The sequence below is a fragment of the Sphingomonas sp. M1A8_2b genome (assembly GCF_053345535.1).
In genome coordinates this window covers 274745-298228 of sequence record NZ_JBKFAH010000002.1, presented here as the reverse complement: position 1 = coordinate 298228, position 23484 = coordinate 274745, and the positions used below count along the sequence as shown (strand labels likewise).

The window sequence follows — 23484 nt, the reverse complement described above, 5'->3', positions numbered from 1 at the left end:
GGACAATGATTCGGAACGTTTCGAGAACGCGCAGGGCTGCAATAGATTTTGCGGGTCGACGAGATCAGGAGAAGTTTGGAAGTGCGCTGCGGCTAAGCCGCATCGTCAGACGGTGCTTTGCACCGCTGGCCGCGCTCGCATGTCGGTACGACATGTTCGCGGTGGGAGCCGGGACGACCCGTGGCTGGGTCGTTGTGGCTGCTTCCTTCCGGATCTGACCAAGTTGGCGACGACCACGTCCGCCCGACTCCCGCGGCGCATATGGCGGGGTCGGGCGGGATGATCAAGCCTTAGCTGTCGCCGAGGCTCGGCCGATACGCTTAGCGGCTGACGCGGACCGTGCGGCAGACGCGCTGACGATGATGATTGCGATAGACGTTGCGGCAAACCTGACGCGTGCGGACGCGATGACGATAGCCGGGACGGTTGTCGGTATGGCGGACGACGGTGCGCTCATGGACGACGGTGCGCTGGGCCGAGGCTTCGGCAGCGATGCCGACGGGCGCAAGGCCGGTGAGCGCGACGAGACCAGCGGCGGCGAGGGTGAACAACTTCATGATATTTCTCCTGCTGGATGCGGGTTCTGATGACCCTGCAACCTATGTTACCGAACTCGAAGGGCGTCGTTACGGTTCCGTACCGGCGTCCGAAACGCGACCAAAATCAGCGGCGGAAGCAGCGACGGACAGGGCCATAATAGCCGCGCTCGATCCGGCACACGACGCGCGACCGACCATAACCGCGCGGTCCGCGATAGCCGTAGCCGCCGCGATACCCGCCATCGTAACCGCCGCGACGATACCCGCGGTCGCCGTACCCATCACCACGGTAGCCGTGGCGGGGGCCATCCCAGCGACGCCCGTCGTGCCAGCCGCGATCTCCACCGCGCGGGCCGTCCCAGCCGTAGCGCTGCGCATCGGCGGGGGCCGCGGCGAACAGCGTTCCGGTGGCGAGCGCGCCGGCGGCGAACAAGGCGATGATCTTCATGTTCGATACTCCTCTCGATCCCCGTACATTGGGGCGATGGAGCGATAATCAGCTTCGCGCCGTGCACGTTCCCTGAACCGGCCGTTGTCTTCCTGTAAGCTTTGCTGACCTAGTTGGGGATCCGCACGGTCAGTCCGTCGAGCGCCTTTGTCAGGCGGATCTGGCACGCGAGCCGGCTGGTCCGCGTCGCATTGAGTGCGAGGTCGAGCATGTCCTCCTCGTCCTCGGTCGCCGGCAACAGGCGGGCGAAGTCGGCGGGTTCGACGATGACGTGGCAGGTCGCGCAGGACAGCTGGCCTTCGCAGGTGCCCTCGAGGGGCTGGTCATGCGCCTGTGCGACGTCCAGCAGGCGGTCGCCCGCAGTCGCGGCGGCGCTGGTGATCGAGCCGTCGCGGGCGATGAAGCGGACGATCACGGCCATTGCGCCTTGGCCGCGGCGGCGATCGCATCAATGGCGTCGCCGAGTTCGGTTTCGGTGGTGTAGCGGCCGAAGCCGAGGCGGATGCTGGATCGCGCCTGGGCTTCTGTGAGCCCGATCGCGCGGAGGACGTGGCTGGAGCGACCGGAGCCGCTCGCGCAGGCCGAGCCAGCGGAGAAAGCGATATCGCGCAGGTCGGACATCAGGCGATTCACGTCGAGACCGTCGCGGCGGATGTTGAGGTTGCCGTGATAGCGCTGGTCGGTGGCGCCGTTGATCGTCCAGCCGGGGCCGAGGCGGTCGAGGGCTAGCGACCAGAGGCGGTCGATGTGGGCGGCGTCCTGCTCTTTGCGATCGGCCATGAGTTGCGCGGCGACGGCGAACCCTGTGCAGAGCGCGGGTGAGAGCGTGCCCGAGCGTCCCGGCGCTTCCTGTCCGCCGCCGTGCATCAGCGGGGCGAGATCGACGCCATCGCGGATCCAGAGCGCGCCGATGCCCTTGGGGCCGTGGATCTTGTGTGCGGAGATCGCGATCAGGTCGACGGTGGCGGGGATCGGGACGCGGCCATAGCCTTGTACCGCATCGCAGAGCATCAGCGCGCCGGCAGCGTGCGCTATTTCCGCAAGCCGCGCGATAGGTTGAACTACCCCAATCTCGTTATTGACGAGCATCGCTCCAACAATGCCAGTGTCGGGCCAGATCATTGTATTGGCGCACGGCAGGTCTACGAAACCGTAGCGATCGACAGGCAGTATCGTCTGGTTGCGACCGAACCTGCTCTCCGAAGATACAGTATCCAGTACGGCAGCATGCTCGGTTGCGAGCGTGACCATCTCACCAGAAGTGCCCTTGATCGCCCAGTTGAGCGCCTCGGTCGCGCCGCTGGTGAAGGCGACGCGGCCGCCGGGGGGGAGCAACGCCGCGACCTGATCGCGCGCGACTTCGACGGTGGCTTTCGCGCGGCGGCCTTCGCGGTGGGGGGAATGCGGGTTGGCGTGCTGCGATGCGAGCCAGGGGAGCATCGCGGCGAGTGCTTCGGGCGCGAGCGGGGTGGTTGCCTGGTAGTCGAGATACGTCATGCGGCTCGCCTTATGTCCTGGGCGATGCGCATCCAGGCTTCGGCGAATTTCGCGACGTCGTCGGGCGTGGTGGTCCAGCCGAAGCTGACCCGGACGACCTCGGCGGCGGCTTCGGGGGTGTAGCCCATCGCCGCGAGGACGTGGCTCGGGCGCATGCTGCCCGACGAGCAGGCGCTGCCGGCCGAGACGGCGAACCCGACCATGTCGAGGCGGATCAACTGGGCCGCCGAGCTGACGCCGGGCATGCGATAGGAAGCGATCGTCGGGATACGGGCGGTGTGGTGGGCGACGATCTCGCCACCGCCCGCAAGTATGGCTGCGTCGAGTTTGGCGCGGAGATCGGCCATTTCCGTGAACCAGTCGCGAGGCGCTTCGAGCGCGGCGGCGAACCCCAGCGCGCCGGGGAGGTTCTCGGTGCCGCCGCGATAGCCGCGCTCCTGCCCGCCGGTCGGGTGGAGCAGGCCGAGATCGCGGACCAGAAGCGCGCCGATACCGGGAGGGCCGCCGAGCTTGTGCGCGGAGACGATGATCAGGTCGGCATCGGGAAGCGGAAGCTTGCCGGCGGTCTGCGAGCAGTCGGCGATCCAGACGCCGATAGGTCGATCCTGGAGGACACCTGTTTCGCTGTTCGCGGATTGCAGCGCGATCGTCTGGGCGCACGCTCCGTTCAGGACGATACCGCCGGCATCGACTTCCAGCATCGCCGGTTGTTCGGCTGCCCGAAGGACCGCGTCGTGCTCTACCGCAGCGACGGCGACGCCGGGTCGACCGCGCAACGCCAACGCCGCAGACTCGCTAGCGCCGCTGGTCAGGATTACGTGGTGTGGCCAGTCGAGCGCCTTGGCGATCCGCTTCCGCGCATTCTCCAGCGCCGCCCGTGCCGCGCGCCCCTCGGCATGTGGCGAGGACGGGTTCGCCCAGCACGCCATGCCCTCCATCACCGCCGCCACCGCCTCGGGGCGCATCGGCGTGGTGGCGGCGTGATCGAGGTAGATGCGGGACTCGGTACGGGACAGGGTCGGTTCCAATTGCGGAAAGGGGCGTGTCGCCTATATAATGCAGATCATCCCGCACTCCACCCGAGTGCGTATCCCAGCTCGCGAGTGCCTATGCCAGAAGTCATTTTCCCCGGTCCCGAAGGCCGTCTCGAAGGTCGTTTTGCGCCGGGCCCGCGTCCGCGCGCGCCCGTGGCGATGATCCTGCATCCGCATCCGTCGGCCGGTGGCACGATGAACAACGCGATCGTGCAGCAGTTGTACAAGACCTTCCAGCGGCGTGGCTTCGCGACTTTGCGGTTCAACTTCCGCGGTGTGGGCAAGAGCCAGGGCGTGTTCGACAATGGCGTCGGCGAGCTGAGCGATGCGGCGAGCGCGCTCGACTGGGTGCAGAGCTTTCATCCCGAGGCGCAGACGACCTGGATCGCGGGCGTCAGCTTCGGCGCGTGGATCGGCATGCAGCTGCTGATGCGCCGGCCGGAGATCCGCGGGTTCATTTCGATCGCACCGCCGGCGAATCTGTACGACTTCACGTTCCTGGCGCCGTGCCCTTCGTCGGGCATTATCATCCAGGGCGAGGCCGACGAGGTCGCGACGCCTGGGGCGACGCAGAAGCTGGTGGATAAGCTGCGCACGCAGAAGCACATCACGATCCATCATGACACGATTCCGAAGGCTAATCACTTCTTCGAGCATGAGATGCCGGAGCTGATGGGGAGCGTGGACAAGTATCTCGACATGCGCCTGGACCCGAACTCGCCGATCAGGTGATTCTGTCCTTCTCCCCTCGGGGAGAAGGTGGCGCGCCAGCGTCGGATGAGGGGGAATTGGGACGGGTTAGCGCATCCCAACGCCCCTCTCCCTTCCCACCGCAACCGCGGCGGGCCCCTTCCCTCTCCCCGCAGGGGCGAGGGAGCTAGAGCGTCCAGATCGCGACGTTGGCCAGCAGGACGGCGGCCATGACCAGCATCAGGACGCCCTTCTTCATGTCCCGCTTCTTTGCAATCAGCACGACGCCGCCGATCAGGCAGGCGAACATCCCCAGCATGGCGATGGCGGGGGCTGCGGCGGCGATGCTGGTGAGGGTGGCGTTCATGCCGTCCGATACGCCACGCAGCGTCGGGATTGAAGCGCGTTGACTTCGCACGGCGCGGCAATAGCTTGGCAACCTCGATCTGACATTCGGAGGTAAGATGCTGGCCCTTCTCGCGATGATCGCCGCGCAGGCCCCTCCCCTCAGCGATTGTCGATACGACAAGCCTGCGATGCTGGCGCTCGACGAACGCGCGTTCGACCAGACCATGACGGGTGGCTGGCGAGTGCTCGCCGCGGCGGGTTGCGATGCGCAGGCCGCCGACCTGATCGCCGAATGGCGCACGGGTCATCCCGCCAATCCGCGCACCGCCGGGCTGCTCCAGTGGCACGAAGGCCAGTTGCGCGCGAACGCTGGACAGACGACGCGCGCGATCGCGCTGTTCGAGGCCGCGCGGAAACCGGCTGAAGAGGATGCAGGGTTCGGCTGGAACCTGTATGTCGATGGCAGCGTCGCCTTCCTGCGCCGCGATCTCGCCGCGCTCGACACCGCGCGCGCCAAGCTTGCCGCGTTGCCCCGCCCGGCCGGCTATGCCCCGGTCGGTCCGGATGGCAAGCCGCGCGCCTATGCGTGGCCGATGAACCTCAACATCCTCGACGGCTTCGTCGCGTGCTGGAACCGGCCGTACAAACAGGCCTATACCTGCGCGAAACCGCCGGTGAAGACATTGCCGTCCGGCTGATTACCCCGCCATCGCCTTGGCGTAGGCGGCTAGATCGACGTTGCCGCCGGACAGGATGACGAGCAGACCGGGCTCGAGCTTCACCTTGCCCGAAAGGACCGCGGCGAGGCCGACCGCGCCGCCGGGTTCGATCACCAGCCGCAGTTTCTCCGCCGCCCAGCGCTGCGCCGCGGCGATCTCCGATTCGCTGACCGCCACCCCCGTCGCGTCGCGTCGGGAGAGGACGTCGAAGGTCAGCGGCGATACGCGCAACGTCTGGAGCGAGTCGCACGCGGTCGGCGGCGGATTGGGGCCGACGGGTTCGATCCACGACGCCTCGAGCGAGCGGCGCATGTCGTCCCAGCCTTTGGGTTCGACGACGGTGATCGCGCTGTCCTTCAACGCCAGCGCGATTCCCGCGGACAGGCCGCCGCCGCCGCACGGGATCACCACGCGGCTCGGCACGCCCATGCCAAGCGCCGCCATCTGTGCTGCCGCCTCGATCCCCGCGCTCCCCTGCCCCTCGATGATCCACGCGTCGTCGAAGCTCGGGACCAGCGTCGCGCCGCGTGCCTCGGCCAGTCGCGCGGCGATCGCCTCGCGGCTTTCGGTTGCGCGGTCGTAGGTCACCACCTCCGCGCCCAGTGCAAGCGTCGACTCGCGCTTCAGCCGCGGCGCGTCCGAGGGCATCACGATCGTCGCTGCCATCCCCAACCGCTTCGCCGCCCACGCCACGCCCTGCGCGTGATTGCCCGACGAGAACGCGACGACGCCTTTTTTCCGCGCGGCCTCGTCCAGGGCGGTGAGCCGATGCCACGCGCCGCGAATCTTGAACGCGCCGATTGGTTGCAACGATTCGGCCTTGAAAGCGACCGGTACACCCTTGATTTCGCTGACAAAGAGCGGCGTCGGCGGCAGAATGCGCGCGATCTTTTCCGCGGCGTCCCGCACCCCCGCCCGCGTCGGCTGTCGCAAAATCGTCACACACTGGCTCCTATGCGGCCAACCCTATTTACATGGGGGGCAAGCGACCGTAGATCGCCCTTCCGCTGCCCCATGGGACTTCCAACCGCAAGGCAGTGTTTTCGTAATTTGTCTCAGGACATTGGAGGTCCCTTGAATTGGTCAAGCATCATATCGCGCTGGGGTTAGCGAAAGCCCATTCGACCGCCGACACCTCCCGCATCGGGAGCGGCATCGACATCGCTAAAGGGCGCCCGGTCAATCCGGTCACGCTCGTTCGTCCGCACGCTGCTGCGCGCGCAGCTCGGTTCTTCGTCGAGAAGTTCCCGGGTCGCTCGATGTATGCGGTGAAGGCGAACCCGTCTCCCGAACTCCTGCAGATCCTGTGGGACAACGGCATCACGCATTACGACGTGGCGTCGATCGCCGAAGTGCGCCTGGTCGCACGGACGCTTCCCGAGGCTACGCTGTGCTTCATGCACCCGGTCAAGGCCGAGGAAGCGATCGCCGAGGCGTATTTCACGCACGGCGTCCGCACCTTCAGCCTCGACAGCCTGGAAGAGCTCGACAAGGTCGTTCGCGCCACCCGCGAAGCTTCTGATCTGACGCTCTGCGTTCGGTTGCGCGTGTCTTCCGAGCATTCGAAGCTGTCGCTGGCGTCGAAGTTCGGCGCGGCCCCGCATGAAGCCAAGGAGTTGCTGTTCGCGGCTCGCCAGGCAGCGGACGCACTCGGCATCTGCTTCCATGTCGGTTCGCAGGCGATGACCCCGGAGGCGTATTCGAACGCGATGGAGCGCGTCCGTGCGGCGATCGTCGAGGCGGCGGTCACGGTCGACGTCATCGACGTCGGCGGCGGCTTCCCGTCCTCGTATCCCGGCATGGAGCCCCCGCCGCTCGAGCATTTCTTCGAGACGATCCACCGTGCGTTCGAATCGCTGCCCGTCAGCTATTCGTCGGAGCTGTGGTGCGAGCCGGGCCGGGCGCTGTGCGCGGAATATTCGTCGATCATCGTGCGCGTCGAGAAGCGTCGCGGGACCGAGCTGTACATCAACGACGGTGCGTATGGCGCGCTGTTCGATGCGGCGCATATCGGCTGGCGTTTCCCGGTCGAGCTGCTCCGCGAGCCGGACAGCCGTGCGAAGGACATGGAGTTCAGCTTCTATGGTCCGACGTGCGACGACATGGACTATATGGTTGGCCCGTTCATGCTGCCCGCGGATACGAAGGCCGGCGATTACATCGAGATCGGCATGCTCGGCGCGTATGGCTCGGCGATGCGGACCGCGTTCAACGGGTTCGGATCGGACGAGACGGTGATCGTCACCGACGAGCCTATGGTCTCGCTGTATGACGAGCGCTTCCAGGACCTCGCGTCGAACGTCGTCAAGCTGTAACCAAGCTTTAGTACCGCGCCCTTCTTCCTCCCCTCCCGTTTACGGACGGGTCGGGGGAGGGCTTGTCCGCGAGCGTGGCGTTCGCGGATATTTCAGTCCCTCCCCTAACCCCTCCCGCAAGCGGAAGGGGGATTTATGGAGCATGTTATGACCGAAGACACCCGCATCGACGCGCAGCGCAAGGCGGAACTCCTCTCGACCACCGTCGAGCATATCGACATCACCAGCTTCGACGCGCGGCCGATCGTCGACGCGATGAAGAAGATGTCGTTCACCAGCCGCGACCTCGGCCGTGCGACCGACATCTACAACCAGATGCTGGCCGACAAGGACTGCACGATCTTCCTCGTGATCGCAGGCTCGACGTCGGCCGGCGGTTGCATGGACCTGTATGCCGAACTGCTGCGCAACAACATGATCGACGGCATCGTCGCGACCGGCGCGACGATCGTCGACATGGATTTCTTCGAGGGCCTCGGCCACAAGCATTACCAGGCGCTCGAAGTGCCGCACGACGACGTGCTGCGCTCGCTGATGATCGACCGGATCTACGACACGTATATCGACGAGGAAGAACTCCAGCACGTCGACCACACGATCTTCGAGATCGCCGAGACGCTCGAGCCGCGCGCCTATTCGAGCCGCGAGTTCATCCGCGAGATGGGCAAGTATCTCGTTGAGCACGGCAAGAAGGAGAACAGCCTCGTCAAGCTCGCGTACGAGCATGACGTGCCGATCTTCTGCCCGGCGTTCGTCGATTCGTCGGCGGGCTTCGGTCTGGTCAAGCACCAGGTGGACGCGGTGAAGGCGGGCAAGCCGTACATGGTCCTCGACGCGATCGCCGACTTCCGCGAGCTCACCGAGATCAAGATCAAGGCGGGCACCACCGGGCTCCTCATGATCGGCGGCGGCGTGCCGAAGAACTTCATCCAGGACACCGTCGTCTGCGCCGAGATCCTCGGCCACGACGACGTCCAGGTCCACAAGTACGCGGTGCAGATCACGGTAGCCGATGTGCGCGACGGTGCGTGCTCGTCGTCGACGCTGCAGGAAGCGGCATCGTGGGGCAAGGTGAACACGGGCATCGAGCAGATGGTGTTCGCCGAGGCGGGTTCGGTCATGCCGCTGCTGGCGTCGGACGCGTATCATCGTGGGCTTTGGAAGGACCGCCCGGTTCGCAAGTGGGGCGCGAGCTTCGACAAGGCCTGAGGTTTCTGCTGATCCTCCCCCGCTAGGGGGAGGTGGCGCGAAGCGACGGAGGGGGAGGCGGCGATAACCTCGGTTCCGTGTCCTCCCCCTCCGTCAGGCAAGTGCCTGCCACCTCCCCCTGGCGGGGGAGGATTAGAGATACCGTTGCTCTAACCGGGCACTTGAGGCAGCCTTCTCCGGATCACCGGGGGAGGCTTTTTCATGCACAGCGACATCCTGAAACCGATGGTCGTCCTCATCGCGTGGACGCTCGTGATGCTGGCGTGGACGCTCGCCACGCGATTGCCGGCGATGAAGGCGGCCGGCGTCGATCTGCGGACGCTCGTCGGCACCAAGGCGGCGGATGCCGACCGCGCGCTTCCACCGCACATCCAGTGGAAGGCGCACAACTACAATCATCTGATGGAACAGCCGACGCTGTTCTACGCGGTCTGCGCCGTGCTGGCGCTGAGCGGCACGGGCAACGGCGTCAATGCCTGGATCGCCTGGGGCTACGTCGCATTGCGGATCGCGCACAGCGTCGTGCAGGCAACCAGCAACCGCGTGCGGACTCGCTTCCTGCTGTTCGCGCTGTCGAGTCTGTTGCTCGTCGCGCTGACGCTCCACGCGGCTCTTGCCGTGTTCTAAGTGGGCGAAACTTGCGATTAAAGATCGCAGGGACTTGGCCCGAGGGGAGCGCATCGGCTAGCGAAGGTGCCATGACTGTCGACCGCCGTTCGCTCCTGTCCCTCCCCCTCGCCGCCGGGCTCGCGCCCGCTGCGTTCGCACAGACAGGCGCGAGGGTACGCCCTCCCGGCATGCCGATCTGGCCCCCCGCCGAGCGGTTCGCGCTCTGGCCCGGCCTGCCACCGGGCGCCCCCAACCCGTTGCCGATCCCGCGCCTGGCCATGCCGCACTACGCCGATGGCTACCGCGATATCCAGGCGCGCGGCGTCGTCTATCCGGAGGTCGGCGTCTATCGCCCGTTGCGCCCCGATGGCCGTTCGGTGCTGATCGTTCCCGGTGGCGGCTATTCGATCACGTCGCTGCGCAACGAAGGCATCGACGTCGCACGTGTCCTCAACGCGTCCGGGATCACGGCGTTCGTACTGAGCTACCGACTGCCGGGCGAAGGCTGGGCCGATCGTGCCGACGTCCCGCTCGCCGATGCCCAGCGCGCGATGCGGCTGATCCGCGCCAACGCGCGCGCCTACCGGATCAGGGCGGAGAAGCTCGGCGTGCTCGGCTTCTCGGCAGGCGGCCATCTCGCCGGATCGCTGACGGTGCTGCACGACTTCAAGGCCTATCGCCCGGTCGATACCGCCGACCGCCACTCTGCACGTCCCGCCTGGGCCGGGCTCATGTATGCCGTCTCGAACATGGATCCGGGCAGGAGCCATGGCGGATCGCGCGCGAACCTGCTCGGGCCCGATCCGCTGCCCGCGACACAGGCGCGCTTTGCGGTCGATCGCCAGTTGCGCGCAGGCGCGCCGCCGCTGTTCCTGGTCCATGCCGAGGACGATAACACCGTACCGGTCGCCAACAGCGTCGATACGCTGGCCGCCGCGCGCCGCCTGCTGATCCCCGCCGAAGCGCATTTCCTGCAGCATGGCGGCCACGGCTTCGGTACCCGCCTGTCGCCGCGCTCGCCCGGCTCGCTCTGGCCGCAATTGTTCGATCGCTGGATGGGGGAGCTGGTCGCGGGTTGAAGGGGCCTCGAAGGACGGAGCTAAATCAATACAAGTCGCGTTATCTCAGGATAATAGGAGAGTGGCGATGCCGTTGCCGTATACCCTGCCTCGGGATGTCTTCCACGAGAAAGGAGAGGTGATCATCGATGGCCCGAACGGCACGGTGATCTCGATGACGCCGGAAGCTGCGCTACGGACTGCGGGGCGGCTTGACGACGCGGCATTAGGCGCCCTGCTGGAGCGCGCAAAGCCCCCCAGCGTAGACAGTACGCACTGACCGCTACCCGAACATCCGTTTCATCGATCGTTCGAGCATCACGCACTGCCATAAAGTCCGGCCGTGCTCGGCCCGCCCGGCACGGTGCTCCTCGGCGATCCGGGCGATCGTCGCCATGTCGAACCAGCCCGTCTCGACCAGCGTCCGCGACTTGGCGAGCGCGATCGCCTCGCCCGCCAGCACGCCCCTGAACCACGCGCTGATCGGCGTGACGAACCCCATCTTCTGCCGATAGAGGATTTCGCGCGGCAGATATGGCTCCATCGCCTTCTTCATAAGCCATTTGCCCTCGCCGCGGTGGAGTCTCATGGTCGCCGGCAATGTCGCGCAGAACTCGACCAGGCGGTGATCGAGCAGCGGCTCGCGCGCCTCCAGCCCGACCGCCATGCTCGTCCGGTCGACCTTGGTGAGAATATCGCCGGGCAGCCAGTGCTTGATATCGGCATATTGCGCGCGGTCGATCGCGTCGCGCGCGGGCGCGTCGGCCATCGTCGCGACATAGCGATCTTCGGCACGGTAGCCGCCGAGCCGCCCGCGCGCGCCAGGCGTGAACAGCTGCGCGCGAAGTTCGGGCGAGGTCACGCCGACCGAGCGGGCATAGGCCTCGCCGCCACCTTGCGCGAGCGCGAGCAGCGTCGACTTGGCGCGCAGCGGACGTGGCGCCCAATCGGCCTTCGGATAGAAGCGGCCCAGCGTCCCGAACACCTCGGTGCGGAGATGCGCGGGCAGCAGACCACGGACTCGCTCTTCCGCCGCCTGGAATTTGTAGCGACGATAGCCGGCGAGCGCTTCGTCCGCGCCGTCGCCCGACAAGGCCACGGTGACGCTTTCGCGTGCGAGGGCGCAGACCTGATAGGTGGCCAGCGCCGAGGCGTCGGCGAACGGCTCGTCGAAGCTTGCGACCAGCGTGTCGATCAGGCCAAAATCGCCCGACGCGACGACCCGCTCGCGGTGATCGGTCGCGAACCGGCGGGCGACCGTGTCGGCGTATGCGCGCTCGTCATGGCCCGCTTCGTCGAAGCCGATCGTGCAGGTGCGGACCGCCTTCGCGCTGGCCTCCGCCATCAGCGCGACCACCGCCGAGCTGTCGACGCCGCCCGACAGGAACGCGCCGAGCGGCACGTCGGCGACCATGCGCGAGCGGACACCGGCGCGCATCCGGTCGACCAGTTCCTCGCCCAGTGCCTTGGCCGACCCGGTCGCGCGGTTGGAGAAGTCGATGTCCCACCATTTGCGCGGCTGGGGGACCGGACGACCGCGCTCGACCAGCAGGAAATGCCCTGCCGCCAGCTTCTTCACGCCCGCGACGATGCACGAATCATCGGGCACGTAGCCGAACGCCAGATAGTCCTCGACCGCGTGCAGGTCGGGGACGCGACGCAGTTGCGGATGCGCAAGCAGGCCCTTCAGTTCGGACGCGAAGGCGAGCGACCCGTCCGCCAGCTCGACATAGTGGAGCGGCTTCACCCCCATCCGGTCGCGCGCGAGGAACAGCGTGTGCGCCTGCGAATCGTGAATCGCGAACGCGAACATGCCGTTCAATCGGTCGAGCATCGACGGGCCCCAAGCCCGCCAGCCATGCAGCAGGACTTCGGTATCGCCTTCGGTGCGGAAGATCGCGCCTCTGGCGATCAGCTCCTCGCGCAGTTCGGCGAAGTTGTAGATCTCGCCGTTGTAGGTGATGGTCAGCGTGCCGTCCGACATCGGTTGCGGCGAGCCTTCGAGGTCGATGATCGACAGCCGGCGATGCCCGAGGCCGACACCCGGCGCGGTCCAGATCCCGTCGCCGTCAGGGCCGCGATGCGCCTGCGCGGCGATCATCGCGAGGACGCGGTTGGGCTCGACCGGCTTCGGCGTACCCGGGTGGAAAATCCCGGCGATGCCGCACATCTAGCGTGTCCCTGCGATTTGGCCCGCGGCGCGATCGGCGATCCGGTCGAGCGGGCCGAGTGCCGACAGGAAGCGCGCGATCGGCCGCGGGTCGCTGCCCTCGGTCGACAGATTAATCGCCACCGCGCGCTGCGGACCGCCCAATAGTCGCGCTTTCATCGTCTCGATCTTCACCAGCGTCTCGTCATGCGTCGTTGCGTCGCCCACCCGGTACCACGTCGCGACGATCCGCTCCACGGGCCCGGGCGCGGTGATCCGCATCGCCGATCCGCGCGCGCCGGCTTTATCGACGACGTCGGGTAAGTCCTCGACCCGCACCCAGCGATCCTCCTCGCGCAGCACGCCGGTACCGAACGCGATAAGTTCCTTGCCTTCGTGCTGCTCGCCGAACATCGCGATGCTCAGGTCGACGGTCGCACCCGACGCGTCGGCGTAGCGGCCGAACAGATAATGGTCGGCGCCGGGGTAATAGGGCGTCCACGGCGCGCGCGTGCTGACCGGGACACGGTGCCAGCCGGCGACTGCGGGGAGGTCGATATGCGGGGGCAGCGGTTGCGCGCGGCCGGCGATGGCGGCGCTCCAGGCGGGGAAGACCGCGACCGTCGCCAGCGCGAGACCAGTCGCGAGGGCCAGACCGGTGCGATGCCGGGGTTGCGCCTGGAGCGTGTCCGGGTCGAACGCGGGATCGTCGGGCGCACGGTCGAACCAGCGCCAGCCGATCGCCAGCACGCCCGCCATCACGAGGCCGAAGAATACCCAGCCGTAGATGATGTGGTCGAGACCTGTCGCGGCCTCGACCGAGGTCAGGTCCGCCGCCCAGATCGTCCCGAACGCGCGAAACCCGTTGGCGATGACGGGGACGACCACGGAAACGACGAGAAACACTGCGCGGCGCTTGGGCGATACGAAGCAGAGATTGGCCACCAGCACGCCGAACGCGACCATCGCGATGACGAACTTGGCGCCCGAACACGCCTCGGCGACCTCGAAATAATAGCGGCCGGCGTGGATCAGCACGCCGTCGACCACCGCGGGCACGCCGACGAGGTGGAGCAACGGCATGACGATCGCGACCGTCACGGTCTGCAGCGGCGGCTCGAGGCCTTCACCGAACGGGACGAGGAAGAATGCGTAGCATAAAGGAAACAGCAAGCCGCGCGCGACATTGGGACCGAGTATCGTCAGGATGGCGCCTTGCAGCACCATCACCAGCCCGAGCTGGCGCGCGAAACCGACCGAGGCGGCGTCGCCCATCAGCCAGCCGAACCCGCCGATCGCGATCAGAGCGAGACCCGGCCACCAGCCGGTCGGCACAAGCTGCGCCAGTTCGGTGCGACGCTGCCATACCAGCCACGCGATCACCGGGCCGATGAACAGGCAATGCCCGAAGGTGGTGCTGGTCCACCAGATCCGCGCGAGATCGCGGACGTCGCTGCGGAAGACCAGCAGGATGATCGCCGACACCAAGGCGAGCGCGAGCGCGTGGCGGCGCCAGACCGTCATCGGGCGAGCTCGAACAGCGCGTCGAGCGGCGCAAGGCGCGCGTCCCAGCCGTAGCGCAGGATCACCTGCGCGCGCGCCGCGGTGCCGAGCGCAGCAGCGGCGTCGGGAGCATCGAGCAGCGCGATCACCTGCTCGGCGAAGTCTCGCGCGGTGCTGGCGACGCGGATCGTCCCGGCATGGTCGATCCCCTCGGCGGCGGCGGTGGAGGCGACGATTGGACGCGCCATCGCCATCGCCTCGAGCACCTTGTTCTGGATCCCGCGCGCGAGTTTGAGCGGCGCGACGCAGACGTCGGCGGCGGCGAGCCAACCGCGGACGTCGTCGACTTCACCGGTGACGGTGACGTGGTCTCCGGCCAGCGCCTGCACCGCCGACGTCGGCGCGCGGCCGACGATCGCGAAACGCGCGGGGGTGTGCTGGCGGACGAGCGGCAGGATGTCGCGCGCGAACCAAGTGACCGCGTCGATGTTGGGGCGGTAGTCCATCTGGCCGGTGAAGACGATCAGCCCGTCTGCCGTCGCTCCGCGCGCGTTCACCCCCCCGGCGAAGGCCGGGGCCCAATTGGGGGACATCGATAACGACGGACCGCGCTCCATTACCCGAACCTCTCCCCTTGGGCCCCGGCCTTCGCCGGGGGGGACGCCTTCGCCGGGTTGCAGGTCTATGCCCGACCTGGCGAACTGCGCGGCCGGATCGAACTTTACCGAGTCGATGCCGTTCTCAACGGCGAGCACACGCCCGGTCGCGCCGCCGTCGCGAAACATCGCGGCCTCAGCGGTGCTGACGAACAGGCTCGCCGAGACTCGCCCCGCAACCTCGCGTTCGAACGCCCCCAGGAGCCGAGCCTCACGCCGCATCATCCAGCGCATCGGCCCGCGGGATTCCTCGGCGAACCCGGCGAACTTGGCGGAATCGACATCGACGAAATCCATCACCACCGGCGGGCCGCCGACCGGCAGATACTGCGCCATCTGTCCCGAGAAACAGTAGATCCCCGCGACCTCCGGCACGATCCGGTCCACCGCCGCCTGCACCGCCGGATGCGCGAACGCGGTTAGCGATACCGGCTTGCCCGTCGCCAGCGCCTCGATCGCAGCGCGCGCCTGCGACTTTTCGCGCCGCACGATGGTGCAACTCGCGAGCAAATCGGTGAAGACCGCCGGCGAATCGAGGTCAGCCTCATCATCGGCAAACGCGACGAGGTGCAGGCGCGCGCGCTTCGCCAGATATTGGAGGATGTGGAAGCTGCGGATCTTGTCGCCGCGGTCGGGCGGGAACGGGACGCGGTGCGCCAGGAAAAGCAGGCTCACCCCAGCCCTCGGGAAATCCACGGCCCGGCTGCATTCGCCGCCCACAGCGGCAGCTTTTTCCACGTCCGCACCATCGCCGCGTATTTCGGATTGAGCGGGTTCACCTCGCGCGCCGGCCCGTTGCTGCGTTTGGCGTAGAGCCGCGGCTCGGGCGCAAAGCCCCAGTTCTTCTTGAACGCCGCCGCCCCGGTACCCGTCTTCGAGCGCCCGAAGTCGAACCGCGTACACCCGCGCGCGCGCGCGTGCGCCATCAGCGCGAAATACATCCGGTCGTTGGCGCGCAATCCCCGCGCCGCATCGGTGCCACCCCCCCAATAGGGATAGACCGTGCCGTCGAAATACAGGCTGAGGACGCTCGCGACTGCCCTGCCCTCATGCCGGACGGTGAGAACATCGGCGTCCATCACGCTCGCGACGCTGCGAAAAAGTTTCGCTGGGAACACTGGCGTGCCAAGGTTGCGGACCGATTCTGCGTACACCCGGTAATGCTCGGCGAGCAGTTTGCGATCGGCGCCGGTAACGATCTCCAGATCGAAGCCCAGCGCGCGACGGACTTCCGCGCGCTGTTTCCGCGGGATTGCGAGCAGTTCGGCGTCGTCGTCCGCGGCCAGATCGCGCGCGAAGCCGAGATAGCTGGTGTCGTCGCTCGCCCAACCGTTCGGTGCAGCGCCACCGCGCAGTTCGACCGAAGGGCAGCCGATCCGCAGCGCGAGGTTCCACGCCCCCGCCGCAAGCGGTTCGACCGAGTTCCCGAGCACGCCGCCATCGACACCGAACCCGGTCGAGACCAGCGCACGGCCGAAGAGAGGGGAGCGCATTTCGGTCAGCGGCAGGACGCCGGCGATCGCGCCCCCGCCAGTCTCGGCAATCAGATAACGCGCGCGCTGACCGCAACCATCCTGCACCGCCTGGCTCCACGCCGGCAGATGGAACGGCGTGGCGCCGTCGGCCGCCGCCACGAACGCCACGATCCGCGCGCATTCCGCCGGATCGCGAAGGTCCGCTTCGCGCACGCCGACGGGCATCGGCGCGGTCACGCCAGCCGGGCCGCTTCGCGCGCGACGACCGTATCGACGCGGCCCCAAGCGTGCCGGTCGAGTAGACCGCGCAACTTCCCCGCCATCGCGCCAAGCCGGGAATAATGCCGGATCTTCGACCGCATCGGCGCCTGCGCGACACGCGGCTGCGACGGATCGATCTCCCACGGGTGGAAATAGAACATCGCTGGACGATCCTCGCGGTTCACCTGACGCACCGCGAAGTCCGTGATGGCAGCGGGAAGCAGGCGGAAGAAACCGCCACCGGTGGCCAGCTTGCGCTCGCCGAGTTTGGCGACCGTCACCGGCACCTCGATCAGCGCGCTGTCGGGAAGCGGCTTGAACCCGTAGCGTGGCGCGTCGAGCCAGCCGTAATGATCGTGCTTCACCGGCGCGACGCTCGACGAATAGGTGTAGCCCGCTGCGGCCAATTCGACATGCGCCCAGGGTGTTCGCTGGTCGATCGAGAAGCTCGGCGCGCGGTAGCCGGTGATCTTCGTGCCCGCCGCGTCCTCGATGGCCGTCCGCGCGCGGATCAGGTCGGCGCGAAAGACCTCCGGCGTCATCGTGAAGACGCGCTGGTGATCCCAGCCGTGGCTGGCGATCTCGTGTCCCGCATCGACGATCCGCCGGATCAGCGCGGGATAGCGGTGCGCGACCCAGCCGAGCGTGAAGAACGTCGCCTTGGTATCGCGCTCGGCGAACAGCGCGAGTACCGCGTCGGTGTTCGCCTCGACCCGCGGCATCAGCGAATCCCAATCGGCCTTGTCGATCACGTTTTCGAACGCGCCGACCTGAAACCAGTCCTCGACGTCGACAGACATACCATTGACAACAGGGCCCGTTCGCGTCGTCACGTCAGGCCGCATCATGCCATGCCGCGACGCCGCGCACCGGCGAATAGTCGGGCTTGTCGGTATCGCTCTCGACCCAGTCGACGAGCAGCGTCAGCACGCGACGAAGCGCCTCGTCCTGCAATTCGACGCGCGCTTCGAGATCGGCGATCCGGTCGACGATCGCCGGGTCGATCCGCGGTGCTTCGGCACGAGGCGCGATCGGCTGGTCGGCGTTGGTGTCGGTCGCCGGCGCCGTCGCAGTCGTGGCGGCGGTCGCGATCGTCGGCAGGTCGCCCTCCAGATCGCGCTGGACCGCGCTCACGACCGCGGCATCGATCACGGTCAGGTCCTCGATCGCGGCATGCAACATCACGCGGCCTGCCAGCATGTTCAGCCGGCGCGGGACGCCCGCCGACCCGGTGTAGAACGCTGCGAACGCGTCGTCGGCAAAGTCGGGGTTGCCGGTCCAGCCGACCACCGAAAGACGGTGGGCGAGATAGTCGGACACCTCGTCCTCCTCCATCGGATCGAGATGATGGATCGCGATCACGCGCTGGCGGAGCTGCTCTAGCCGGTCAGAACCATGCAGCCGGTCGCGGAACTCGGGCTGGCCGAGCAGGACGATCTGGAGCAGCGCGTGGCCCCCCGCCTGGAAGTTCGATAGCATCCGCAGTTCTTCGAGCGCGGAGATCGGCAGCGCCTGCGCCTCGTCGACGATCAGCAGAGTCCGCTTGCCGGTTCGCGCGACCGCGTGCAGCCCGCGTTCGATCGCGGTGAGCAGCTCGGCCTTGGTCAGCCCGGCAGGATCGACCTTCAGTTCGGTCGCGACGATCCGCAACAAGTCGTCCGCCTCGATCGCGGTGGACACGAGCCGGACCGCGTTCAACCGCTGATGATCGATCGTATCCATCAGATGGCCAACCAGAGTCGTCTTGCCAGCACCGATATCGCCGGTGATGACGATGAAGCCCTCGCCCTGCGCCAGACCATAGCCGAGATACGCCATCGCCTTGCGGTGAGTCGCCGTCTCGAACCAGAATTTGGGATCGGGGGTCAGCTGGAACGGCCGACCCGTCAGTCCATAATGTTCATCGTACATATGCTGCTCGCCTTCAGAACTGGTACCGCGCACCGATCAGCGCCTGCGCCGACCAGTCGCTGTCGAGGTCACCGACCTTGAAGCTGTAAAGTCCGAGCGAGGCGGTTGTGCCCAGTCGCCCGAAATATCGATAATAGGTGCCGGTCGCGCCGTAGGACCAGACGCTGTCGTCGCCCGACACTGTCTCCAGCGGGATGTTGGGAACGCCGGGCTCGTAGTAGTTCGCGAACAGGTCCGCGTTGATCCCGGAGACCTGGCTGAGCGACCGCGCATAATAGAGTTGCGCGTAGTAGCTCTGGTCCTCGAGCCCGGTGACGACCAGCCCCGGCGCGTCGTTCGGCGCGTAGAGCCGGCGATTGGTGTAGCCGACGCCGGCGCCCCAGGTCGAACGACCGCGGGTCGCGACGATCACGCCGTCGATCCCGCGCGCACGGTAGCTCGCGGTCGAGATCGACTGGAACACGTTGTCGAGGCAGCCGCCCGGTTGCGCACCGCTCGCGCCGAACACGCAGCCGTTGAACTGCTGGCCGAAGCCGAGCTGCTGGCCCGAGATGAAGCTGGTCGGCAGGTTGCCGAGACCGGTCCGCAGCTGCCGGCCGAAGGTCTGGACGCCGTCATAGACGTTGACCGCCATGCCGACCGATTGCGATGCCTGATAGGTCGCGGTGCCGGTCACGCTGAGCGAGCCGTAGCGTTTGCCGACATGCCCCTCGACCGAGGTCCGGCGGTTGGGCCGCCAGATCACGCCCGCATCGTAATAGAGGCCGTCCGTGCGGTAGGCGATCCGGCGCGGCGAAGCGTCGTTGGTGACGAACCGACCATTCTTGTCGAGCACCGGCGCACCGGCCGCATCGACCAGCGCGTCCTTCTGGCTCGTCTCGATCTTCTCGTACCCGGCCCCGGCGGTGAGCGCGACATAGGGGGAGATCGGCTGGAGGATGTCGCCGCGGCCGTAATAGCCCTCGTACCGCTGCTTGAGCTGGCTGGCTGTCTCGCGGTCGTACGCGCCGCTGAGCGTCATGCCGAACGGCGCGACGCTGCCCGGCGCGGTCGACGCGCGCGCGGTGACGGTGTTGCCGATCGAGTCGTCGTAATAATCGAGCCGCTGGCCGGCGACCGTCGAGCCGCCGAATCTGGGGGTCTCGACCTTGGTATAGCCGAGCCGATAATCGGCGTTGAAGGAGACCGGTCCGGCGCGCGTCGCGAGGCTCGGCCCGGCATAGACCGCGTAGACCTGCGATATGTTGTCGAGGTTGCCGACCAGCAGCCCGGGCGCGGCACCGCGGATGTCGGAGCGCGTGCGCGTGGCGATGCCGCCCGCTTCGAGCGTCAGCGCCGGCGTCACCCGCGCATTGACGCGCGCGAGGCCCGAATGGACGTCGTTGTCGGCGGCGTTCCTGTTCCACGCGAAGCGGTGTTCGTAGCGGTAGCTTGCCTGCCCCTGGACGCGTTGGGTCGCGATCGCCGCATCCACGCCGGCGGCAAGGCTGGTATAGGTCAGGACGTCGCCGCCGTTCAGATCGGCGTCGAAGATCTGGCTCGCTTCGATATACGGCCTGATCGATGTGCGCGGTCCGGTCTGGGCCGATGGCGCCGCCTGCTGGAGCGATGCGGTCTGCGATGTCGGCTCCGTCTGGCCCGACTGACCGATCTGCGCCGCCACGGGAGTCGCGCAGATCGCGGCGAGCGTCAGCGTCGTGCCAACACGCGCAAGCGACCGGATCGCGCGGCGGTTTGGAGCGACCGTCGGTGCGGCGGTCATTGGGAAGCCTCGTGGCCGTAATAGCTGCCGAACCGCGCGCCGCCCTGCACGAACGACACCGCGTTCAGGACGAGCTGGATATGTTCGCATCCGTCGAGCAGGTTGACCGCGGCGCGCACTTCGGATTCGGGCGTACGGTCGGCGCGGACGACGAGCATCACCTGCCCGACGCGCATCGCGAGCACTGCGGCGGGCGAGGCGGCGAGCGCGGGTGGCGAATCGAAGATCACGATGCGGCGCGGGTTGGCGGCCAGCAATCGTGCGATCACGGTCCTGGTCCGCGCGCTGGCGAGCAGTTCGGTGTCCATCGCGGTCTTGGTGCCTGCGGGCAGCACCGACAGATGGGCGACATCGGTGCGGATCACGAGATCCTCGACGTCGATCGCCGTATCCGCCAGCGCATCGAGCAAGCCGGCGCCCGCGCGGAGACCGAGCTGGTTCGTGACATCGGGCTTGGCGACGTCCGCATCGACGAGCAGCACTTCAGTGTCGCGCTCGGCGGCGAGCGAGAGTGCGAGGTTGATCGCGCTGAAGGTCTTGCCGTCGCCCGGCCGCGCCGAGCAAACCAGGATCATGCGGGCCTTTTCCGGGCTGTCGCTTTCCGTGATCCGCGCGCTGGCAGTCAGCAGCTGGCGCTTGATGAGGCGGAATTCCTCCGCGAGCGGACCGACCGGGGCGCCGGGCACGATCATGCCGTTCGCCGCGAGCATGCCGCGATCGATCCGTGCAGTGTCGTCGGTGTCGTCGGGCAGGTAGAATTCGTCGGGCAGTTCGCTGCCGATCGGCGCGCGCAATTCCTCCGGGATCGCCAGGAAGCTGGCGTCCTCGAACGCGGTCGCGGGCGCCGCTTCCTGCGCGGGCGGCGGAACGATATGCTCTGTCGTCGGGACAGCAGCTGGCGCAGGCGTCGGGCCACCGCGCGCCCGCAAATGCGCGTTGAAGTCGTAGACCTTGGCTGCGCGTTCGAGCAGCGAGGGTTCGCGATCAGGTTTCGTCACGGTCATCCCCCGTTATGCCGCCAGACCGCGCTGCAGGATCTCGACCCCCAACAGCAGGACATAGGCCGCGCCCAGGGCGGCGGTACCACCCAGGAACATCGTCAGCTTGCGCCGCCGCTGGTCCGACTGGACCCGCGTCACGACCTCGCTTATCGACCCCATCACCGGCATCCCCGCGACCTTTTCAAGCCGGCTCGAGGTGGCGAAGGTCGCGCGCAACTGCCCCATCGCGAAGGCTGCGCCGATCCCGGCCGCGAGTCCAGCGACCAGCACGCCCGACAACAGCAGCATCCGGTTCGGCGCGCTGGGAGTCCGCGGCTTGGTCGGCGGGTCGATCACGCTGAACTTCACATGATCGCTCTGCGACTGCGCCTGCCCCATCAGCGCGGTCTGCTCGCGCTGCGTCAGCAACGTGTCGTACTGATCCTTAAGCACCTGATAGTCGCGGTCGATCGAACCCTGTTCGGCGGCAACCTCCGGATCGCCCGCAAGCTTTGAATTGAGTAGGTCGAGATCGCTCTGCAACTGACTTTTGCGCATCCGCAGCGACGCGACGGTTGCCTGGCGATCCGCGACCATCGATTGGAGCGAGGCGTAGAGCGGGTTTTGCACGCTACCCGCGGCGTTGCCCCCCGAGAGCGGTTCGCTGCGCGCCGCCGCGGTCGCCGCCGCCAGCTGGCTCTTCAGCGCCACAACGTCGGGATGATTCTCGGTATAACCGCGCGCACGCGCATCGGCGAGTTGGCCCTGGATCGCCTGCAACCGTGCCCGCGCCGGGCCGGCCGCGCCCGCTACTCCGCCGGCTCCCGCGACGGTCGCTGGCGTTCCCGCCATCTGGCCCTGCACCGCGGCGAGGCTCGACTGCGCGGCGGCGAGATCACCGTCGACCTGCGCCATCTGCGACCGCGCCGCGCCGATCCGGTCGCTGATCGACCCGGTCCCCGGCAACGCGCCAAGATAGCGGTTCTGGAAATCGGCGCGCTTGGCCTCCGCGTCGGTCAGCTGCTTCTGCCGGGCGGCGAGCTGCTGGTCGAGGAAGGTCAGGCTCTGCGTGGTCTTCGACCGGTCCCCCGCCAGATTCTGCTCGACGAACAGGTCGATCAGCTTCTGCGTGATCTGTGGCGCGAGCTTCGGACTGGAGGCGGTGGCGGTGATCTGGAACAGATTATCCTGCTGCGAGACGACCTTGATGTTCTGCGCCAGGCTCGACACGCGGTCGGCGACATCGCGGTCGCTCGACACGGTGTTGGCGAGGTCGGTCCCGCGCACGACCTTTTCGAGCGTCACCGCCGAGGTCAGCGTGGTGCGGATCGCATCGACGCTCATCGGCACGCTCTGCGGCACGCCGTCCATCCCGGCAGGCAGGATCGTCTGCATCTGCACGAAGACGCGTGCGGTCGAATCATACCGGCTCGGGATCTGCGACACGACCAGCCAGCCGAGCACGCACACGCCCCAGGCCACGCCGAGCGCCAGCCAGCGCCGCGTCCAGATCGTGTGCAGCGCGATGCGCACCTCGTCGTAGATCCCGTTCATCCCGGCGTCCCTCAGAACATCGATTCGGGGATGATGATCACGTCGCCCGGCTGGAGCCGGACGTTCGCCGACGAATCGCCCTTCTTGAGCAGATTGCCGATCTGCAGGCCGTATTCGGTCTGCTTGCCGGTCGCGCGGTCGTAGCGCACCAGCCGCGCCTTGTTGCCCGCGGCATATTGGCCGAGACCGCCGACCGCGATCATCGCGTCGAGCAGCGTCATGTTCGCCCGAAACGGAATCGAGGCGGGCTTTTCGGTCGCGCCGACGATGCGGACCTGCTGGCTGTAGGTACCGCTGAAATTCTCGACGATCACCGAGACGATCGGATCCTTGATATAGGCACCGAGCGCCTTCTTGATGTCGTCGCTGAGCATCGCCGGGGTCTTGCCGACCGCGGGCATGTCGTTGATCAACGGCGTGGTGATCCGGCCGTCGGGACGAACCTGGACCTTCGACGACAGTTCGGGATTACGCCAGACGAAGATGTTGAGCTGGTCGAGCGGGCCGATCACGTATTCCTCGCCCGGTAGCTCCTGGCTCGCGACATACGGCGCGGGCGGCAGTTCGGGACGGCCGCCGGTGCTCGTGCAGGCGCCGAGCGTGGTCGCAGCCACGCCAAGGGTCAGCAGGGATTTCGAAACGGATCCGGAACGCATTGGCACTTTTCTCCTGGCGTCACGCCAGCCATCGGCGGACCGACAGTCGGCTAAACTCAACCTTCGCTATGGCGGGAACAGGTGAAGATAGCGTTAGGAGCGCCCCGTAAC

At 67.2% G+C, this 23484-nt stretch carries 24 protein-coding genes and 1 other RNA gene; 7 read left to right on the top strand and 18 right to left on the bottom strand.

Translation table 11 applies throughout. From position 1 onward, the window contains the following. Nucleotides 1-159: 159 nt before the first annotated feature. The 6 genes from ffs to ACLBWL_RS09715 form a co-directional block, all read right to left on the bottom strand. An RNA gene (gene ffs / locus ACLBWL_RS09740) (signal recognition particle sRNA small type) lies at nucleotides 160-253 on the bottom strand. Nucleotides 254-320: 67 nt separating this feature from the next. Further along, nucleotides 321-557, bottom strand: a complete 237-nt coding sequence (locus ACLBWL_RS09735) for a hypothetical protein (RefSeq protein WP_447792523.1) — start codon at nucleotides 555-557, stop codon at nucleotides 321-323. 106 nt (nucleotides 558-663) lie between these two features. Beyond that, nucleotides 664-987, bottom strand: a complete 324-nt coding sequence (locus ACLBWL_RS09730; protein WP_447792521.1) for a hypothetical protein — start codon at nucleotides 985-987, stop codon at nucleotides 664-666. 109 nt (nucleotides 988-1096) lie between these two features. Further along, nucleotides 1097-1408: a 2Fe-2S iron-sulfur cluster-binding protein gene (locus ACLBWL_RS09725; protein ID WP_447792519.1), complete on the bottom strand. Its 312-nt coding sequence runs from the start codon at nucleotides 1406-1408 to the stop codon at nucleotides 1097-1099. Then, nucleotides 1399-2484 (bottom strand): cysteine desulfurase family protein, encoded by a 1086-nt coding sequence (locus ACLBWL_RS09720; protein ID WP_447792517.1) that lies wholly within the window; start codon nucleotides 2482-2484, stop codon nucleotides 1399-1401. Before ACLBWL_RS09720 ends, ACLBWL_RS09725 begins: the two co-directional genes overlap by 10 nt. Then, nucleotides 2481-3512, bottom strand: a complete 1032-nt coding sequence (locus ACLBWL_RS09715) for a cysteine desulfurase family protein (protein WP_447792515.1) — start codon at nucleotides 3510-3512, stop codon at nucleotides 2481-2483. The genes ACLBWL_RS09720 and ACLBWL_RS09715 overlap by 4 nt, the downstream gene beginning before the upstream one ends. Nucleotides 3513-3593: 81 nt before the next feature. Between ACLBWL_RS09715 and ACLBWL_RS09710 the strand changes: the two genes are divergently transcribed. Then, nucleotides 3594-4250 carry an alpha/beta hydrolase gene (locus ACLBWL_RS09710; RefSeq protein ID WP_055878070.1) on the top strand — a complete coding sequence of 219 codons (657 nt, stop codon included), beginning with the start codon at nucleotides 3594-3596 and terminating at the stop codon, nucleotides 4248-4250. 145 nt (nucleotides 4251-4395) lie between these two features. On the opposite strand, the gene ACLBWL_RS09705 is transcribed toward ACLBWL_RS09710, so the two are convergent. Further along, complete coding sequence (locus tag ACLBWL_RS09705; protein ID WP_447792513.1) at nucleotides 4396-4575, bottom strand: hypothetical protein; 180 nt, start codon at nucleotides 4573-4575, stop codon at nucleotides 4396-4398. A 97-nt stretch (nucleotides 4576-4672) separates the two neighbouring features. Between ACLBWL_RS09705 and ACLBWL_RS09700 the strand changes: the two genes are divergently transcribed. Next, the gene (locus ACLBWL_RS09700; RefSeq protein WP_447792511.1) at nucleotides 4673-5254 is read left to right on the top strand and encodes a hypothetical protein; all 582 of its coding nucleotides are present in this window, start codon (nucleotides 4673-4675) and stop codon (nucleotides 5252-5254) included. Here ACLBWL_RS09700 and ACLBWL_RS09695 read toward each other — a convergent pair whose 3' ends face one another. After that, nucleotides 5255-6217, bottom strand: coding sequence for a threonine ammonia-lyase (locus ACLBWL_RS09695; protein WP_447792509.1), 963 nt, complete (start codon nucleotides 6215-6217; stop codon nucleotides 5255-5257). Between the two features lie 137 nt (nucleotides 6218-6354). Between ACLBWL_RS09695 and ACLBWL_RS09690 the strand changes: the two genes are divergently transcribed. From ACLBWL_RS09690 to ACLBWL_RS09670, 5 genes are all read left to right on the top strand, one after another. Then, nucleotides 6355-7590: a type III PLP-dependent enzyme gene (locus tag ACLBWL_RS09690; protein WP_447792507.1), complete on the top strand. Its 1236-nt coding sequence runs from the start codon at nucleotides 6355-6357 to the stop codon at nucleotides 7588-7590. Between the two features lie 147 nt (nucleotides 7591-7737). Then, the gene (locus ACLBWL_RS09685; protein WP_056048328.1) at nucleotides 7738-8799 is read left to right on the top strand and encodes a 1,9-bis(guanidino)-5-aza-nonane synthase; all 1062 of its coding nucleotides are present in this window, start codon (nucleotides 7738-7740) and stop codon (nucleotides 8797-8799) included. Nucleotides 8800-9000: 201 nt separating this feature from the next. Then, nucleotides 9001-9426 (top strand): MAPEG family protein, encoded by a 426-nt coding sequence (locus tag ACLBWL_RS09680; protein WP_447792504.1) that lies wholly within the window; start codon nucleotides 9001-9003, stop codon nucleotides 9424-9426. Nucleotides 9427-9497: 71 nt separating this feature from the next. Beyond that, a complete protein-coding gene (locus tag ACLBWL_RS09675) occupies nucleotides 9498-10487 on the top strand; it encodes an alpha/beta hydrolase (protein ID WP_447792502.1) in 990 nt (329 codons plus the stop codon). A 67-nt stretch (nucleotides 10488-10554) separates the two neighbouring features. Beyond that, the gene (locus ACLBWL_RS09670; protein WP_447792500.1) at nucleotides 10555-10746 is read left to right on the top strand and encodes a hypothetical protein; all 192 of its coding nucleotides are present in this window, start codon (nucleotides 10555-10557) and stop codon (nucleotides 10744-10746) included. Between the two features lie 3 nt (nucleotides 10747-10749). Here ACLBWL_RS09670 and ACLBWL_RS09665 read toward each other — a convergent pair whose 3' ends face one another. The 10 genes from ACLBWL_RS09665 to ACLBWL_RS09620 are packed head-to-tail and all read right to left on the bottom strand — an operon-like array spanning nucleotide 10750 to nucleotide 23373. After that, nucleotides 10750-12636 carry an XrtA/PEP-CTERM system amidotransferase gene (locus tag ACLBWL_RS09665; protein ID WP_447792498.1) on the bottom strand — a complete coding sequence of 629 codons (1887 nt, stop codon included), beginning with the start codon at nucleotides 12634-12636 and terminating at the stop codon, nucleotides 10750-10752. Beyond that, complete coding sequence (gene xrtA, locus ACLBWL_RS09660; protein ID WP_447792496.1) at nucleotides 12637-14139, bottom strand: exosortase A; 1503 nt, start codon at nucleotides 14137-14139, stop codon at nucleotides 12637-12639. It lies immediately after the preceding gene. Further along, nucleotides 14136-15449, bottom strand: a complete 1314-nt coding sequence (locus tag ACLBWL_RS09655; RefSeq protein ID WP_447792494.1) for a glycosyltransferase — start codon at nucleotides 15447-15449, stop codon at nucleotides 14136-14138. The genes xrtA and ACLBWL_RS09655 overlap by 4 nt, the downstream gene beginning before the upstream one ends. Then, nucleotides 15446-16474 carry a FemAB family XrtA/PEP-CTERM system-associated protein gene (locus ACLBWL_RS09650; RefSeq protein WP_447793462.1) on the bottom strand — a complete coding sequence of 343 codons (1029 nt, stop codon included), beginning with the start codon at nucleotides 16472-16474 and terminating at the stop codon, nucleotides 15446-15448. Before ACLBWL_RS09650 ends, ACLBWL_RS09655 begins: the two co-directional genes overlap by 4 nt. A gap of 8 nt (nucleotides 16475-16482) precedes the next feature. Next, nucleotides 16483-17310, bottom strand: a complete 828-nt coding sequence (locus ACLBWL_RS09645) for an XrtA system polysaccharide deacetylase (RefSeq protein ID WP_447792492.1) — start codon at nucleotides 17308-17310, stop codon at nucleotides 16483-16485. A gap of 34 nt (nucleotides 17311-17344) precedes the next feature. After that, on the bottom strand, nucleotides 17345-18421 hold the full coding sequence (locus tag ACLBWL_RS09640; RefSeq protein ID WP_447792490.1) for an ExeA family protein: 1077 nt from the start codon (nucleotides 18419-18421) through the stop codon (nucleotides 17345-17347). A 13-nt stretch (nucleotides 18422-18434) separates the two neighbouring features. After that, on the bottom strand, nucleotides 18435-20183 hold the full coding sequence (locus tag ACLBWL_RS09635) for a hypothetical protein (RefSeq protein WP_447792488.1): 1749 nt from the start codon (nucleotides 20181-20183) through the stop codon (nucleotides 18435-18437). After that, nucleotides 20180-21187, bottom strand: coding sequence for an AAA family ATPase (locus tag ACLBWL_RS09630; RefSeq protein WP_447792486.1), 1008 nt, complete (start codon nucleotides 21185-21187; stop codon nucleotides 20180-20182). The genes ACLBWL_RS09635 and ACLBWL_RS09630 overlap by 4 nt, the downstream gene beginning before the upstream one ends. Before the next feature lie 6 nt (nucleotides 21188-21193). Beyond that, a complete protein-coding gene (locus ACLBWL_RS09625; RefSeq protein WP_447792484.1) occupies nucleotides 21194-22717 on the bottom strand; it encodes an XrtA system polysaccharide chain length determinant in 1524 nt (507 codons plus the stop codon). 11 nt (nucleotides 22718-22728) lie between these two features. Next, entirely contained in the window at nucleotides 22729-23373 is a 645-nt protein-coding gene (locus tag ACLBWL_RS09620; protein WP_447792482.1) for an XrtA/PEP-CTERM system exopolysaccharide export protein, read from the bottom strand. Nucleotides 23374-23484: the final 111 nt, after the last annotated feature.